At 76.4% G+C, this 15,035-nt stretch carries 14 protein-coding genes and 1 riboswitch; of the genes, 8 read left to right on the plus strand and 6 right to left on the minus strand.

The window, feature by feature from the left end; translation table 11 throughout:
* Nucleotides 1-14 precede the first annotated feature (14 nt).
* Complete coding sequence (locus ACI78R_RS08405; RefSeq protein ID WP_457040342.1) at nt 15-1,589, plus strand: glutamate synthase-related protein; 1,575 nt, start codon at nt 15-17, stop codon at nt 1,587-1,589.
* 45 nt (nt 1,590-1,634) lie between these two features.
* Here ACI78R_RS08405 and ACI78R_RS08410 read toward each other — a convergent pair whose 3' ends face one another.
* Entirely contained in the window at nt 1,635-2,258 is a 624-nt protein-coding gene (locus ACI78R_RS08410) for an FMN reductase (protein ID WP_457040343.1), read from the minus strand.
* Nucleotides 2,255-3,400, minus strand: coding sequence for an LLM class flavin-dependent oxidoreductase (locus ACI78R_RS08415; RefSeq protein ID WP_457040344.1), 1,146 nt, complete (start codon nt 3,398-3,400; stop codon nt 2,255-2,257). Before ACI78R_RS08415 ends, ACI78R_RS08410 begins: the two co-directional genes overlap by 4 nt.
* 255 nt (nt 3,401-3,655) lie before the next feature.
* Here ACI78R_RS08415 and ACI78R_RS08420 point away from each other — a divergent pair, with 255 nt between their 5' ends.
* The 6 genes from ACI78R_RS08420 to ACI78R_RS08445 all read left to right on the plus strand — a co-directional run bounded on the left by ACI78R_RS08420 (nt 3,656) and on the right by ACI78R_RS08445 (nt 8,518).
* Entirely contained in the window at nt 3,656-4,558 is a 903-nt protein-coding gene (locus ACI78R_RS08420) for a DivIVA domain-containing protein (protein ID WP_457040345.1), read from the plus strand.
* 151 nt (nt 4,559-4,709) lie between these two features.
* Nucleotides 4,710-4,873, plus strand: a riboswitch (cyclic di-AMP (ydaO/yuaA leader).
* A 210-nt stretch (nt 4,874-5,083) separates the two neighbouring features.
* Nucleotides 5,084-6,025: an aggregation-promoting factor C-terminal-like domain-containing protein gene (locus ACI78R_RS08425; protein WP_457040346.1), complete on the plus strand. Its 942-nt coding sequence runs from the start codon at nt 5,084-5,086 to the stop codon at nt 6,023-6,025.
* Between the two features lie 7 nt (nt 6,026-6,032).
* On the plus strand, nt 6,033-6,686 hold the full coding sequence (locus ACI78R_RS08430; protein WP_457040347.1) for a class I SAM-dependent methyltransferase: 654 nt from the start codon (nt 6,033-6,035) through the stop codon (nt 6,684-6,686).
* A 24-nt stretch (nt 6,687-6,710) separates the two neighbouring features.
* The gene (locus ACI78R_RS08435) at nt 6,711-7,550 is read left to right on the plus strand and encodes an SDR family NAD(P)-dependent oxidoreductase (protein WP_457040348.1); all 840 of its coding nucleotides are present in this window, start codon (nt 6,711-6,713) and stop codon (nt 7,548-7,550) included.
* A gap of 62 nt (nt 7,551-7,612) precedes the next feature.
* On the plus strand, nt 7,613-8,050 hold the full coding sequence (locus ACI78R_RS08440; RefSeq protein ID WP_457040349.1) for a hypothetical protein: 438 nt from the start codon (nt 7,613-7,615) through the stop codon (nt 8,048-8,050).
* 78 nt (nt 8,051-8,128) lie between these two features.
* Nucleotides 8,129-8,518 carry a hypothetical protein gene (locus ACI78R_RS08445; RefSeq protein ID WP_073420179.1) on the plus strand — a complete coding sequence of 130 codons (390 nt, stop codon included), beginning with the start codon at nt 8,129-8,131 and terminating at the stop codon, nt 8,516-8,518.
* On the opposite strand, the gene ACI78R_RS08450 is transcribed toward ACI78R_RS08445, so the two are convergent.
* Nucleotides 8,500-9,789, minus strand: a complete 1,290-nt coding sequence (locus ACI78R_RS08450) for a M18 family aminopeptidase (RefSeq protein ID WP_457040350.1) — start codon at nt 9,787-9,789, stop codon at nt 8,500-8,502. The two genes, ACI78R_RS08445 and ACI78R_RS08450, sit on opposite strands and share 19 nt — an antisense overlap.
* An 80-nt stretch (nt 9,790-9,869) precedes the next feature.
* Here ACI78R_RS08450 and argG point away from each other — a divergent pair, with 80 nt between their 5' ends.
* Nucleotides 9,870-11,324 (plus strand): argininosuccinate synthase, encoded by a 1,455-nt coding sequence (gene argG, locus ACI78R_RS08455; RefSeq protein WP_454555721.1) that lies wholly within the window; start codon nt 9,870-9,872, stop codon nt 11,322-11,324.
* Between the two features lie 52 nt (nt 11,325-11,376).
* Here argG and ACI78R_RS08460 read toward each other — a convergent pair whose 3' ends face one another.
* From ACI78R_RS08460 to ACI78R_RS08470, 3 genes are read right to left on the minus strand one after another with little or no spacing between them, the layout of a single operon-like run.
* Complete coding sequence (locus tag ACI78R_RS08460) at nt 11,377-12,675, minus strand: ABC transporter permease (RefSeq protein ID WP_457040351.1); 1,299 nt, start codon at nt 12,673-12,675, stop codon at nt 11,377-11,379.
* Nucleotides 12,676-12,701: 26 nt separating this feature from the next.
* Nucleotides 12,702-13,493: an ABC transporter ATP-binding protein gene (locus ACI78R_RS08465; RefSeq protein WP_457040352.1), complete on the minus strand. Its 792-nt coding sequence runs from the start codon at nt 13,491-13,493 to the stop codon at nt 12,702-12,704.
* Nucleotides 13,490-15,034, minus strand: coding sequence for a hypothetical protein (locus tag ACI78R_RS08470; protein ID WP_457040353.1), 1,545 nt, complete (start codon nt 15,032-15,034; stop codon nt 13,490-13,492). Before ACI78R_RS08470 ends, ACI78R_RS08465 begins: the two co-directional genes overlap by 4 nt.
* Between the last annotated feature and the right edge of the window lies 1 nt (nt 15,035).

Genomic DNA, 15,035 nt, shown 5'->3' on the forward strand with positions numbered 1-15,035 from the left:
GGGGAGGGGTCGTCATGAGGGGTGCGGCGCGGGCGGCGGTGGCCGGGCTCGGGGCGGTGGCGGCGGTGGCCGCCCGGGACCTGGTGCAGCGGGAGCACACGCTGCTGCGCAACTTCCCGGTGCTCGGCCACGCCCGCTACCTGCTGGAGTCGATCGGCCCGGAGCTGCGGCAGTACCTGGTCGCCGGCAACAACGAGGAGCGGCCGTTCACCCGCGACCAGCGCCGGTGGGTGTACGCCTCGGCGAAGGGCGAGAACAACTACTTCGGCTTCGGCACCGACAACGACCTCGAGTACACCGCCGGGTACCCGGTGATCAACCACCGCACGTTCGGCCGCGCCGTCCCGCCGTCGCACCCGGCGTCGGCGGCGGACGTCGCGCTGCCCTCGGCGAAGGTGCTGGGCGGGCCGCGCGGGCGGGCGCGGGCGTTCCGGCCGGCGTCGGTGGTGAACGTGTCGGCGATGAGCTTCGGCTCGCTGTCGGGGGCCGCCGTCGAGGCGCTCAACCGGGGCGCGGCGCTGGCCGGGTGCCTGCACAACACCGGCGAGGGCGGCCTGTCGGTGCACCACCGGCACGGCGGCGAGCTGGTCTTCCAGATCGGCACCGCCTACTTCGGCTGCCGCGACGACCGGGGCCGCTTCGACCTGCGCCGGCTGCAGGACCTGGTGGCGTCGGCGCCGGTGCGGGCGCTGGAGGTCAAGCTCAGTCAGGGCGCGAAGCCGGGCCTGGGCGGGGTGCTGCCGGCGGCGAAGGTGAGCGCGGAGATCGCCGCGGCCCGCGGGGTGCGCGAGGGCGTCGACTGCGTCAGCCCGTCGCGGCACGCGGAGTTCACCGATGCCGACAGCCTGCTCGACTGGGTGGAGCTGCTGGCCGACGCGACGGGCCTGCCGGTGGGCATCAAGTCCGCCGTCGGCGACATGGCGTTCTGGGACGAGCTGACGTCGCTCATGGCCGCGGGCGACCGCGGGGTGGACTTCGTGACGATCGACGGCGGCGAGGGGGGCACGGGTGCCGCGCCGCTGATCTTCACCGACTCGGTGTCGCTGCCCTTCCAGCTCGGCTTCGCCCGCGTGTACTCGGCGTTCGCCCGCCGGGGGATCGCCGAGCGGGTGACGTTCGTCGGCGCAGGGAAGCTCGGCCTGCCCGACAACGCGGTGGTGGCGTTCGCGCTGGGCTGCGACACGGTCAACATCGCGCGGGAGGCGATGCTGGCGATCGGCTGCATCCAGGCACAGAAGTGCCACACCGACACCTGCCCCACCGGCGTCGCCACCCAGAACGCGTGGCTGGCGCACGGGCTGGACCCGCAGCGGAAGTCGGTGCGGCTGGCCAACTACGTGGCCACCCTGCGCCGCGACCTGCTCAAGGTCGCCGAGGCGTGCGGCGTCGAGCACCCGGGCCTGATCGACACCGGGTCGGTGGAGGTGCTCACCGGGCGGACGGCGTCGACCCCGCTCGGCGAGGTCTACGGCTACGAGCCGGGGTGGGGGCTGCCCTCGGCCGCCGACCGCGCGGGGATCGTCGCGCTCATGACGGCCGAGGCGCCCCAGGGCGGCTCGGCGCCTCCGTCGGGGACGGCCCGGGCATAGGAAGCTCTCCCCACGTCCTGGGCCGCAGGACGTGCGTGTCGCTTCCTATGCCTCGCCCCGGAGGAGCTGCTCGAAGGACGGGACGTCGGCGAAGGGGTCCGCCGGGCGGGCCGACGCGGGGCGGCCGGTGACCAGGTCGGCCAGCTCGCCGGCGGCGCGGGTGACCCGGCCGCTGAGTTCGGCGCTGGTGCCGTCGCCGCCGGCCCAGTCCTCGCTCGCCGCGAACACCGCCGTCGGCACGGTCACCGCCCGCAGGTAGGCGAACAGCGGCCGCATGGCGTGCTCGAGCACCAGCGAGTGCCGCGCGGTGCCCGCGGTGGCCGCCATGAGCACCGGCTTGCCGGTGAGCGCGTCCTTGTCGAGCACGTCGGCGAAGGACTTGAACAGGCCGCTGTAGGAGGCGGTGAACACCGGGGTGACGGCGACGACGCCGTCGGCCCCGGTGACGGTCTCGATGGCCGCCCGCAGCGCCGCGTCGGGGAAGCCGGTGACGAAGGCGTCGGCGAGGTCGCGGGCGTGCTCGCGCAGCTCGACGACCTCGACCGTGGCGTCCTCGCCCCGCTCGCGCAGGGCGGCGACGGTCGCGGCGGTCAGCCGGTCGGCGAGCAGCCGGGTCGACGACGGCGTCGACAGCCCGGCGCTCACCACGGCCAGCGTGCGGGTGGTCACGCGGACACCTCCTCGGCGGTGCGCCCCGTGACGTCGTCGCCGGCGGCGTGCACGGTCGGGTCGACCGCGCCGCCGCGCGCGGCGACGCGCGAGGCGTGGGTGGGGGCGTCGGGCACGTGCGCGGGCTTGAGGGCGGCGAACTCGCGGCGCAGCACCGGCACGACCTCCTCGCCGAGCAGGTCGAGCTGCTCGAGCACGGTCTTGAGCGGCAGGCCCGCGTGGTCGATGAGGAACAGCTGGCGCTGGTAGTCGCCGACGTAGTCGCGGAAGCCGAGGGTCCGCTCGATCACCTGCTGCGGGGAGCCGACGGTCAGCGGCGTCTCGCGGGAGAAGTCCTCCAGCGACGGGCCGTGGCCGTAGACCGGAGCCTCGTCGAAGTAGGGCCGGAACTCGGCGACGGCGTCCTGCGAGTTCTTCCGCATGAACACCTGGCCACCCAGGCCGACGATCGCCTGGTCGGCGCGGCCGTGGCCGTGGTGCTCGAAGCGCGAGCGGTAGAACTCGACCATCCGCTGCGTGTGCTCCTTCGGCCAGAAGATGTGGTTGGAGAAGAAGCCGTCGCCGTAGTAGGCGGCCTGCTCGGCGATCTGCGGGCTGCGGATCGAGCCGTGCCAGACGAACGGCGCGACGCCGTCGAGCGGCCGCGGCGTGGACGTGAAGCCCTGCAGCGGGGTGCGGAACCGGCCGGTCCAGTCGACGACGTCCTCGTCCCACAGCCGGCGCAGCAGCGCGTAGTTCTCGACGGCGAGCGGGATGCCGTTGCGGATGTCCTGGCCGAACCACGGGTAGACCGGGCCGGTGTTGCCGCGGCCCATCATCAGGTCGACGCGGCCGCCGGCGAGGTGCTGCAGCATCGCGTAGTCCTCGGCGATCTTCACCGGGTCGTTGGTGGTGATCAGCGTCGTCGACGTCGACAGCTGCAGCCGGCTGGTCTGCGCGGCGATGTAGGCCAGCGTGGTGGTGGGGGAGGACGAGAAGAACGGCGGGTTGTGGTGCTCGCCCAGGGCGAAGACGTCGAGCCCGACCTCCTCGGCCTTCTTCGCGATGGTGACGACGTCCTGGATCCGCTGCGCCTCGCTGGGCGTGCGGCCGGTCGTGGGGTCGGTCGTGATGTCGCTGACCGTGAAGATCCCGAACTGCATCTCGTCCTCCATCTAGTTGAGAGCGCAACTACGGTACCGCGTGCAACGCCGGGAGCCCTCAGGCATTCCCAGGCCCGCGTGACCGCGCCGTGACCTCCCCGTCGCTCCGGGTGATCGGTCCGGCACGGCCGGATGTGCCCACTCCGGAGGGGCCCGCGGCGCCCTCCCGCGCGGCAGCGGCGGTGGGAGCCTGTGATCACCGTCTCCGGCGCGCCGGAGCGGGCCGGGTCGGACGCGCACCGAGGGGGAACCGGGATGGCGCAGCAGGACGAGGGCACCGCCCAGCAGCGGGCGGAGGGCGGGGCGGGGCCCCGGCCGGGGAGCGGCCTCGACGGCCTCCTCGGCACGGCTCCGGTGTTCACCGGCGCCGTCCGCGGCTACGACCGCGGCCAGGTCGACGCCTACGTGGACTGGGCCGAGACCGAGGTGCTCGTCCTGCGCCGCGAGAACGACCACCTGCTCACCCGCTACGCCGCCGTCTCGGCCGACCTGCAGGCGGCGCGCGCCCGGCTCACCTCGCTCGTCCGCGAGCGGGACGCCGCACCCGGCCCGGAGGAGGCGCAGGCCCTGCGCGAGCGCGCGGAGCAGGAGGCCGCGGCGCTGCTCTCCGCCGCCGAGGAGGAGGCCCGGCAGGTCCTCGACGACGCCCGGACCGAGGCGGCGGCGCGCCTGTCCGGCGTCGCGGAGATGCGCGAGGCCGTGACGGCGCTGCGCGACCAGACCCGGTCGGAGGCCGCGGCGGTCCTGGAGGCGGCCCGCCGGGAGGCCGAGGGCCTGCGCCGCGCGGCCGCCGAGGAGCGCGACCGGCTCGACCGGGAGGCCGCCGAGGGGCGGGCGCGTGCCGACGCCGAGGCGGCCGAGCGGCGCCGCGCGCTGGAGTCCGAGCTCGGCCCGCTGCTCGAGCGCTGCGAGCAGGCGCGCGGGTGGCTGCGCCGGCTGACCGGCCAGCTCGACGAGGCGCTCGCCGTGGTCGCGGGGGCGCTGCCCGGCGACGTCGCCGTCCTCGCCGACCGCCGCGAGGCGGGCACGGGAGGCGGCGCAGGAGGCGGTGCAGGAGGTGGCCCCGGGGACGGCGCGGCCGCCCCCGCGGACGGTGATGCGTCGCAGCTCACGGTGCTGCAGGGCGGTAGCCGGCCCGAGGTCGCGGCGGCCTCCTGACCGGCGCGGACGCCCGCCCGGCGGGGTCCCGGGGCGCCCCGCCGGTCCCGGCCGTCGCACGGACATCTCCGGTCCCGTGTTGTCACGGACCGGTAACGACGCCTACCGTGACCGCGTCCGGTCGGTCGTCTCGTCCCCACCCGGGGAGCCTGACCGGACGCCGCCGAGTCGCGTCCGCACCCGCGGTCGCGAGCCGGGGACCCACCGCAGTCCTGGGGTGAATCGCACCCCGGCGAGCGACCGCTCGCCTGGTGCGTAGGGCTTCTTCCCGCCCGAACCCGTCAGCTAACCCGGTAGGCGGCCACGGAAGGAACGGAGAGTCTCCGCATGCCCGCCTCCGGGCCTCCCCGGCCCGCAGGTGCAGCCGTGCGCGCGCTGCGCGCCCCCGCGTCCGCCTGACGCCGGCTCCCACCTGCCCGCTCCCGGCCCCCGCCGGGACCCGTGGACCGCGACATCCGCCAGACCGCGCGGCACCGCCCGAACCTCGAGCGACCGCGCACTCTCCCTCGGAGCACCCACCCCCTCATGCGTTCCCGTACCCGCACCTCCGCCGCCGACGCGCGCGCGACCGTCGAGGCCACCGCCGTCGAGAGCACCGCCGTCGACAGCACCGCCGTCGAGAGCACCGACACCGCCGTCCTCGAGGCCGTCCGGCCCGCGAGGGTCCGCCGCGGCTCCCCGCTGCTCGGCCCCCGCCGCCCCGCGCTGCTGCTCGGCGCCGCGGCCGCCGGCGCGCTCGTCGTCGGCGTGCTGTCCACCAGCAGCCCCGCCGCCTCCGCCGGCACCGACACCGTGAGCGCCTCGGTGAGCGTGGCCGAGCAGCTCGGCATCCCGCAGCAGCCGGCCGCGTCCGCGCCGGCCGTCGAGGAGACCGACCTCGCGCCGCTGGAGGACCTCGCCGCCTCCCGCAGCCAGCGCTCGGCCGACGAGACCACCGCCGCGCAGGCCCAGGCCGCCGCCGACCAGGCCGAGCTCGACCGCCGCGCCGCCGAGGAGGCCGCGCGGATCGCCGCCGAGCAGGAGGCCGCCCGCCGCGCCGCCGAGGAGGCCGCCGCCCGCGCCGCCGCCGAGCAGGCTGCAGCGGCCGCCGCCGCGGAGCAGGCCGCCGCGGCCGCCGCCCAGCAGCAGTCGACCTCCGCCGCCGCCCCGGCGCCGGCTGCCTCCGCCGCCCCGGCCGCCCGCGGCTCCTTCAAGGAGTACGCGATGAGCAAGGTCGGCAGTGGCGAGCAGTTCTCCTGCCTCGAGAGCCTGTGGGGCAAGGAGAGCGGCTGGAACCCCAACGCGCAGAACCCGAGCAGCACCGCCTACGGGATCCCGCAGTTCCTCGACTCCACCTGGGCCAGCACCGGCATCGCCAAGACCTCCGACGGCTACCGGCAGATCGACGCGGGCCTCATCTACATCGAGGAGCGCTACGGCTCCCCGTGCGCCGCGTGGGCGCACTCCCAGTCCACCGGCTGGTACTGATCGCCGCGTGACGGAGGCCGGTCCCCGGGTCGTGCCCGCGGGCTTCGTCCGCGCGCACACCCAGGTCCGGCGTCCGTCGCTGGTCCCGGAGGTGCGGCTGCACGTCGCCGACGACGTCGTCGCCCTCTGGGAGGCCATGGAGGTCGCCGCGGGCGGCGCCGGTGAGGCGCCGCCGTTCTGGGCGGCCGCCTGGCCGGGCGGGCAGGCGCTGGCCCGCGCGGTCCTCGACGGCGCGGTGCCGGTGGGCAGCCGCCGCGTGCTCGACCTCGGGTCGGGCAGCGGCCTGGTCGCGATCGCCGCGGTGCTCGCCGGGGCCCGGCACGTGCTCGCCAGCGACGTCGACCCGTTCTCCCGGACGGCGGTCGGCGTCAACGCCGGCCTCAACGGGGTGGCCGGCATCAGCGTCACCGGCGACGTGCTCGACCGCGAGCCGCCTGCCGTCGACGTCGTCCTGGCCGGCGACGTCTGCTACGACCGCGAGATGACCGAGCGGGTGCTGCCCTTCCTCGACCGGGCCCGCGCCCGCGGCTGCGAGGTGCTGGTCGGCGACCCCGGCCGCCCCTACCTCCCGCACGAGCGGCTGGAGCCGGTGCTCGCCCTCGAGGTCCCCGAGACCGAGGGGCCGGGGCTGCGCCGCACCACGGTCTGGCGGCTGCCCTGACCCCCGGCGGCTAGCGTCCGCGGCGTGCGCCCCTACGACTTCACCGGCACCGCCGTCGTCACCGGAGCCGCCAGCGGCATCGGCGCGGCGCTGGCGCCGCAACTGGCCGCCCGCGGCACCGACCTCGTCCTCCTCGACCGCGACGGCGGCCGGCTCGAGCGGGTCGCCGCGTCGGTGCGGGCGGCCTCCCCGGAGCGGGCCGTGGACACCGTCGTCGCCGACCTGGCCGACGCCGGGCAGGTGCGCGCGGCCGCCGAGGCTCTCGTCCGGAACCACCCGGCGACGACGCTGCTCGTGAACAACGCCGGCGTCGCGCTGGCCGGCCGCTTCGACCAGGTGACCCTCGAGGAGTTCGACTGGGTCCTCGACGTCAACCTGGGCGCCGCCGTCCGGCTCACCCACGCCCTGCTGCCCACGCTGCGGGCGCACCCCGGCGCGCACGTCGTGTGCGTGTCCAGCCTGTTCGGGTTGATGGCGCCGGCCGGGCAGGTGGCCTACGCGACGAGCAAGTTCGCCGTCCGCGGCTTCGCCGAGGCGCTGCGGCACGAGCTCGCCGACGACGGCGTGGGCGTCACCAGCGTGCACCCCGGCGGCATCGCCACCCGGATCGCCGAGACCGCGCGGCTGGGCAGCGGCGTCGACCCCGTGGAGGCCGCGCGGGGCACCGCCGAGTTCTCCCGGCTGCTGCGCTACCCGGCCGACCGCGCCGCGCGGCGCATCGTCGAGGCCGTGGAGCGCCGCCGCCCGCGGCTGCTCATCGGCGCCAGCGCCGTCGTCCCCGACGTCCTCGTGCGGCTCGCACCCGGCTCCTACGGGCGGGTGCTGGCCGGCGCCGCGCGGCTGGCGGGCCTGCGCCGCGGCTGACCGATGAGCGGGCGCCCGCCCGCCGGTCTGCCCTCGCACAGGCGCACCCCGAGGAGGACCCCATGGGCACCGACGGCACCCCCGGCACCGGCGGCGACGCCCGCGCGGCGGCGCTGCGCACGCTCGACCCGCTGGTCGGCACCTGGGCGGTCTCCGGTCCGGGTGACCTGTCCGGCGAGGTCCGGTACGCGTGGATGGAGGGCGGGGCCTGGCTGGTCCAGGACGTCGACCTGCGCCGTCCTGACGGGCGCGACCGCGGCGTCGAGTACATCGGCTACGACGAGGCCAGCGGGCAGCTGCGGTCGCACTTCTTCGGCACCGGTGGCGAGCTGCTCGAGTACACCTACCGCGTCGAGGCCGACCTGCTGACCATCTGGTTCGGCGATCCCGACTCCCCGGCCCGCTTCGAGGGCCGGTTCAGCGCCGACGGGCGGGTCAACGACGGCGCCTGGCAGTGGCCGGGCGGCGGCTACGCCACCACGATGACCCGCACCGGCTGACCCGCGCCGTCCGCCCTCCTCCGCGAGACTGGCCCCGGACCCCGCCGGCCGCGGCGGGCCGAGCCGGGGGAGGACGACGTGACCGAGCCGGAGGAGACGCCGCGCGACGGCGGCCGGGTGGCACGCACGGTCGAGGACTTCGTCGCGCAGCTGCGCGGCTTCACCGACCGGGCCACCCGGCTCGCCGCGGGCGCGGTGCCGTCGGGGCTCGCGCTGCCGCGGCTGCCCTCGCCGCCGGGGGCGATGTCGGCGGCGCAGGTCCGCTCGATCGCCGCGTCGGTGAAGGCGCAGCGGCAGCTGATCGAGGGCCTGGTCGGGCAGCTGCAGGCCTTCGACGAGCAGCTCGCCGTCTTCGAGCGGATCCTCGACCCGCTCGTGGAGTGGAGCTCCACCTGGGCGCGGCTGGAGGAGTCCTTCGCCGACGTCGTCCGCCGGTCACCGACCGACCCTCAGACCCCGTCCTCGTAGCAGGCGGTGAGCGCCCCCACCACGAGCGGGACGTCGAGCGCCGAGGCCAGCTCGCGGCAGGAGTGCATGGCCAGCATCGGCGCGCCGACGTCGACGGTGGCCAGCCCCAGCCGGGTCGCCGTCAGCGGGCCGATCGTCGAGCCGCAGGGCAGGTCGGCGCGGGAGACGAAGGTCTGGAACGGCACGCCGGCCTCGGCGCACCGCTCGGCGAACCACGCGCCGCCGGCCGCGTCGGTGGCGTAGGCCTGGTTGGCGTTGACCTTCACCACCGGGCCGCCGCCGAGCTGCGGGGCGTGGGCGGGCTCGTGCCGGTCGTACCGGGTCGGGTGGACGGCGTGCGCCATGTCGGCCGAGACCAGCCGCGAGCGGGCCAGCGCCCGGGGCAGCGCCTGCGGGTCGCCGCCGTCGGTGACCGCCACGACCCGCCGGACGACGTCCTCGAGGAAGCTGCCGCGCGCGCCGGACATCGAGCCGCTGCCCACCTCCTCGTGGTCGTTCGCCACGAACACCTGCGTGCGTGCGCCGGGTGCGGCGGCGAGCAGCCCGGTGACGCCGGCGTGGCAGCTGGCCAGGTTGTCCAGCCGAGGCGCGGCGATCCACGTGCCGTCGGCGCCGGTGGTGCCCGCCGGCTGGGTGTCGGCCAGCACGAGGTCGGAGGCGAGCACGTCGGCGGGCGCGACGCCGGCGGCCTCCGCGAGCGCCTCGGTCAGGCCGGGTTCGGTGCCGAGGTCGCGCGACCACACCGGGACGAGGTGCCGCTGCGGGTCGAGGGTCAGGCCCTCGCGCACCGAGCGGTCGAGGTGGATGGCCAGCGAGGGCAGCCGCAGCGGGGCGCCGTCGAGCCGGACCAGCTCGGTGCGCCCGCCCCGCAGCACGACCCGGCCGGCGACGGTGAGCTCGCGGTCGAGCCAGGTGTGCCACAGCCCGCCGCCGTACGGCTCGACGCCCACGAGTCGGTAGCCGGCCTGCCGCACGTCGGAGCGCGGGCGCACTCGGAAGGTGGGGGAGTCGGTGTGCGCGCCGACCAGCCGCATGCCCGCCTCGGCGAGCGGGGCGGCGCCCAGCCGGAAGGCGACGACGCTGCCGCCGCGCACCACGGCGTACAGGCCGCCGGGGGCGAGGGTCCAGGCGTCGTCCTCGGCCAGCACGGTGGCGCCGGCCGCGGTCAGCCGGCGGGTGAGCTCGGCGACGGCGTGGAAGGGGGACGGCGAGGCGTCGACGAGGGCGCGCAGGTCGTCACCGGGGGAGAGGCCGGGGGAGAGGTCGGGCACCTCCGCGATCCTGCCCCACGGACCGGACGGGCTCGACCCCGGTCGTGAATGGTCATGCGTGAGCGTGCATAATCTCTCTCGTGTCCAAGGTGCTCACGTCCCTGCCCGTCGGTGAACGCGTCGGGATCGCCTTCTCCGGTGGTCTCGACACCTCCGTGGCGGTCGCCTGGATGCGCGACAAGGGCGCCGTCCCCTGCACGTACACCGCCGACATCGGCCAGTACGACGAGCCCGACATCGCGTCGGTGCCCGGCCGCGCCTCCGCCTACGGCGCGGAGATCGCCCGGCTCGTCGACTGCCGGGAGGCGCTGGTCGAGGAGGGCCTGGCGGCCCTGACCTGCGGCGCCTTCCACATCCGCTCCGGCGGGCGCAGCTACTTCAACACGACGCCGCTGGGCCGCGCGGTCACCGGCACGTTGCTGGTCCGCGCGATGCTCGAGGACGGCGTCGGCATCTGGGGCGACGGCTCGACGTTCAAGGGCAACGACATCGAGCGCTTCTACCGCTACGGCCTGCTGGCCAACCCGTCGCTGCGCATCTACAAGCCGTGGCTGGACGCCGCGTTCGTCGAGGAGCTCGGCGGCCGGCAGGAGATGTCGGAGTGGCTGACCGCGCACGGCCTGCCCTACCGGGACAGCGCGGAGAAGGCCTACTCCACCGACGCCAACATCTGGGGCGCCACCCACGAGGCCAAGCGCCTCGAGCACCTCGACGCCGGCATCGAGATCGTCCAGCCGATCATGGGCGTCCGGTTCTGGGACCCGGCCGTCGAGATCGAGCCCGAGGACGTCACCATCGGCTTCGCCAACGGGCGGCCGGTGTCGGTCAACGGCAAGGAGTACGCCTCCGCCGTCGACCTGGTGCTCGAGGTCAACGCGATCGGCGGCCGGCACGGGCTGGGCATGTCCGACCAGATCGAGAACCGGGTGATCGAGGCCAAGAGCCGCGGCATCTACGAGGCGCCGGGCATGGCGCTGCTGCACGCCGCCTACGAGCGGCTGGTCAACGCGATCCACAACGAGGACACCCTCGCGACCTACCACACCGAGGGCCGGCGGCTGGGCCGGCTGATGTACGAGGGCCGGTGGCTGGACCCCCAGGCGCTCATGCTGCGGGAGTCGCTGCAGCGCTGGGTCGGCATGGCCGTCACCGGTGAGGTCACGCTGCGGCTGCGGCGGGGCGAGGACTGGTCGATCGTCGACACCACCGGCCCCGCGTTCAGCTACCACCCCGACAAGCTGTCGATGGAGCGCACCGAGGACCCGGCGTTCGGCCCGACCGACCGGATCGGCCAGCTGACCATGCGCAACCTCGACATCGCCGACTCCCGCGCCAAGCTCGAGCAGTACGCCCGGCTCGGCATGGTCGGCGGCGGCGGGAGCGAGACGGCGGTCATCGGCGCGGCGCAGGCCGCGGCCACCGGCCTGATCGACGGCATGACCGAGGGCGGCGCCGAGGCGATCGCCGGCCGCGCCGTCGCCGGGGTCGACGACGAGGCCCTCGACCGCGCCGCCATGGAGTCCGGCACCGACTGACGCCCGGGTCCGCCTCCCCGCGCGCGGGAGGCGGACCCCGGCGGAGTGGCCGTCAGGTGCCCCCGCGGAGGGCGTCGACGGGCTCGATGCGGGCCGCGCGACGGGCCGGCAGACCGCCGGCGACCAGGCCGACGACCGCGCCGAGCAGCGCGCCGCCCAGAGCGACCCACGGGTCGACGACGGGGGTCCAGCCCCGCACCACGGAGACGCCGACGACGGCGAACACGCCCAGGGCCGCGCCGATCAGGCCGCCGAGCAGGCCGACGACGACCGACTCGGCGACGAACTGCCCGGCGATCTGACGCCCCGTCGCCCCGATCGCCCGGCGCAGGCCGATCTCGCCGACCCGCTCCATCACCGACAGCGTCGTCACGTTCGCGATGCCCACCCCGCCGGCGAGCAGCACGATCACCGACAGGACGAGGAACACCTCGTTCACGTCGGCCTGCACGTCCCGCCCGAGCTCGGACCGGCCGTCCGGGGCGTCCACCTCCAGGCTCTCCGGGTCGTCCGGCGCCAGCGCGAGCGCGGCCTGGCCGCGCAACTGGGGGCCGGCCCCCACGGCGATGCGGGCCTGCGCGTCGCCGGGGGCGGCCAGTCCGAAGTCGGCACGGGCCGTCCCGGTGGGGAGGATGACCGCGCCGAGCAGCTCCGCGCGGGCGTCGAGCGAGGCGACCACGCCCACCACGGCGTAGGCAATGCCGTCGATGAACACCGAGGGCTGCGTGTCGACCCGGACGACGCCCAGCCGCTCGGCCACGCGGGCGCCCAGGACGGCCACCCGGTCGGCCCGGCGGTCGTGCCCGGCGTCGAAGAAGCGGCCGGTGGCCAGCTGCCCACCGAGGGTGTCGAGCAGCTCGTCGGAGGCCGCGTACACCGGGGGAGGGGCGCTCGGCGGCTGCGACGGGTCGTTGACCGGCACCGTCGTGACGACCGCCTCGGCCAGCGGCACCTCGGCCAGCAGTGTCGCCGACTCGATCCCGGCGAGCCGCTCCAGCCGGGGGACGGCGTCCCAGGGCAGCGCCGTCGTCGCGACGGTCGTCCCGCCCCCGGTGCTCGCCGTCCGCGGGGTGACGACGAGCTGGGTGACCGAGGCGGCGTCGAACTGGCGGGCGATCTGCGCGGCGGCGGTCTGGGCGAGGCCGATGGTGGCGACGAGCGCGGTGATGCCGAGCACGGTGCCGAGGACCGTCATCACCAGGCGCCCGGGCCGGGAGCCGATGTCCGCGGTGGCCTCGCCGAGCAGGTCGGTGAAGCGGAAGCGGTCGGCCGGCGCGACCGGGCTCCCGGGAGTGGGGACGGGCCGCCGTCGCAGGCGGGCCGGCAGGAGGGGCCGGGGCAGGCGCCGCACGCGGGACGGCGGGGTGGCCCGGCCCGTCACCCCGCCTCGCTCACGCGGCCGTCGGCGAGCCGGATCCGCCGGGAGGCCCGCCGCGCCACGTCCGCGTCGTGGGTGATGACCACCAGGGTCAGCCCGTCGGCCTGCAGCTCGTCGAACAGGGCCATGATCTCCCCGGACGTGGCCTGGTCGAGGTTGCCGGTCGGCTCGTCGGCCAGGAGCACGCGGGGACGCGAGGCGACCGCGCGGGCCACGGCGACCCGCTGCCGCTCTCCTCCGGAGAGGGTCCCGGGCAGGAAGTCGACGCGGTGGCCGAGGCCCACCCGCTCGAGGGCCTCCCGGGCCCGCGGCTCCCGCTCGGCGCGCGGGGTGCCGTTGTAGAGCATGGGCAGGAGCACGTTCTCCAGCACGCTGCGGCGGGACATCAGGTGGAACGCCTGGAAGACGAAGCCGAGGTGCCGGGCGCGCAGGGCGGCCCGCTCGTCCTCGTCGAGCGTCCCGGTGAGCACCCCGCCGAGCCGGTACTCACCGACCGTCGGGCGGTCGAGGAGCCCGAGGACGTTGAGCATCGTGGACTTCCCCGACCCGCTGGGGCCGGTGACGGAGACGTAGTCGCCGTCGGCGACGGACAGGCTGACCCCCTTGAGCGCCTGCACCTCGGGAGGGCCGGGGAACGACCGGGTGACGTCCCGCAGCTCGATGGCCGGCGGCGCGGCGGGTTCGGTGGCCGGCAGGCTGGCCGGCAGCTTGGCCGGCACCGTGGCAGCGACGGTGGCCGGCAGCGGCTCCGTCGCCGGGTCGGCGGCCGGCGCCGCGGGCCCGGTCGTCACCGGCCGACCACCACGAGGTCGTCCTCCTCGAGGTCGCCCTCGACGGGGCGGACCTCGACGGCGCCGTCGGCGGCCAGCCCGGTCTCCACCACGACCGTGCGGGTCTCGGCGCGGGCGCCGTCGCGCGGGTCGCCCTCGACCACCTCGACCCGTGCCTCCCCGCCGGGCCCGGCGCTCAGCGCGGCCAGCGGCACGGAGAGCACGTCGCCGTCCGTCGCCCCCACCGGGATCCCGACCCGCACGTTGGCGCCCTGCAGTTCGGCGACCTGCTCCGGCGTGAGCGGGGCGGGCTCCAGCTGCACGGTCCACCGGGCCTCCTCGCCCTCGCCCGGGGTGACCTCGGTGACCGTGGCGGGGTGCTCGGTGCCGTCGGGCAGGTCGAAGGCGGCCGTCATGCCCGCGCTGAGAAGCCGGGCGTCGGCGACGGCCACGGTGCCCGAGAGGCTGAGGGTGGCTCCCGACACGGTCATCGCCGTGCCCTGGAGCACCGCACCGCGCCGCGCCTCCACCGCGTCCACCCGGCGCGGGAGCTGGGTGAGGTAGAGGACCTCGCCGGCGGGCAGGGCCGGCAGGGCGGCCTCCCGCGCCCGTCCGAGCTCCTCGCGCGCCAGGGCGAGCTGGTCCTCGGCGGCGGACAGCGAGGCCCGCTGCGCCGTGGTGTCGGGCGGTGCGTCGAGCGCCTGGCGCCGCAGCTGGGCGAGGGCCAGGGTGTCCCGCAGGTCGCCGATCGTGACCGCGTCGTCGGGCGTCGCGGCGAGGGCGGCGTCGAGGGCGCGCCGCGCGCTGGCGACCGCGTTGTCCGCCTCCCGGACGTCGACCGCCGACGGCCCGCTCCGGGCGCTGCTGAGCTCGGCCTGCGCGGCCGCGACCGCCTGCTCCGCGCCCCGGACGGCGTCCTGCGCCGCCAGCACGCCGTCCTCGGAGCCCTCCTCGGGAGCCGGTGGCGGGTAGCCGGCCTGCGCGTAGAGCGCGGTCACCGCGGCGGCCGCGGTCTGGTCGAACACGTCGTTGCCGGGGTCGCCGGCGTCCAGGCCGACGGCGCGCACGGCCTCCTTGAACTGGACGACGTCGGGTCCGGAGACCCCGACGCGCAGCGTCCGGTACGCCGGCAGCTCTCCCGGCAGGACGACGACCGGGCGGCCGGCGATCTCCAGCGCCACCTCCACCGCGTCCAGCTCGGAGCCGACCTCCGGCACCTGGCCGGTGACGACGGCGGGGCCGGGGACGGCGGAGGTGTCGATGGTGACCTCGACGGAGTCGGCGTACCCGACCTCGCCCCGGATGGTGACGTCGTTGCTCAGCGCCCCGAAGGCCACGGGCACGGTGACCAGGCCGGGCGCCGGCGCCTCGTCCGACGTGGCGTCCGGCGCGACGAGGAACCGGCCGGTGAGGAGTCCCGCGACCAGCGCGACGACCGCCACCGCGGTGGTGCCCCACAGCGGGCGGTTGCGGTGCAGCAGCGAGAGCCAGGCCGACCACCGGGAGGCCCTCGCCCCGGTCGTGGCCGGCGGGTCGAGGTCCTCCACGTCCGGTCCGGTCACC

The sequence above is a fragment of the Geodermatophilus sp. SYSU D01106 genome, assembly GCF_054049995.1.

Coding starts and splice junctions, on each gene's coding strand:
- ACI78R_RS08405 (WP_457040342.1), top strand. CDS start 15: ATGAGGGGTGCGGCGCGGGCGGCGGTGGCCGGGCTCGGGGCGGTGGCG.
- ACI78R_RS08415 (WP_457040344.1), bottom strand. CDS start 3,400: ATGCAGTTCGGGATCTTCACGGTCAGCGACATCACGACCGACCCCACG.
- ACI78R_RS08420 (WP_457040345.1), top strand. CDS start 3,656: ATGGCGCAGCAGGACGAGGGCACCGCCCAGCAGCGGGCGGAGGGCGGG.
- ACI78R_RS08425 (WP_457040346.1), top strand. CDS start 5,084: ATGCGTTCCCGTACCCGCACCTCCGCCGCCGACGCGCGCGCGACCGTC.
- ACI78R_RS08440 (WP_457040349.1), top strand. CDS start 7,613: ATGGGCACCGACGGCACCCCCGGCACCGGCGGCGACGCCCGCGCGGCG.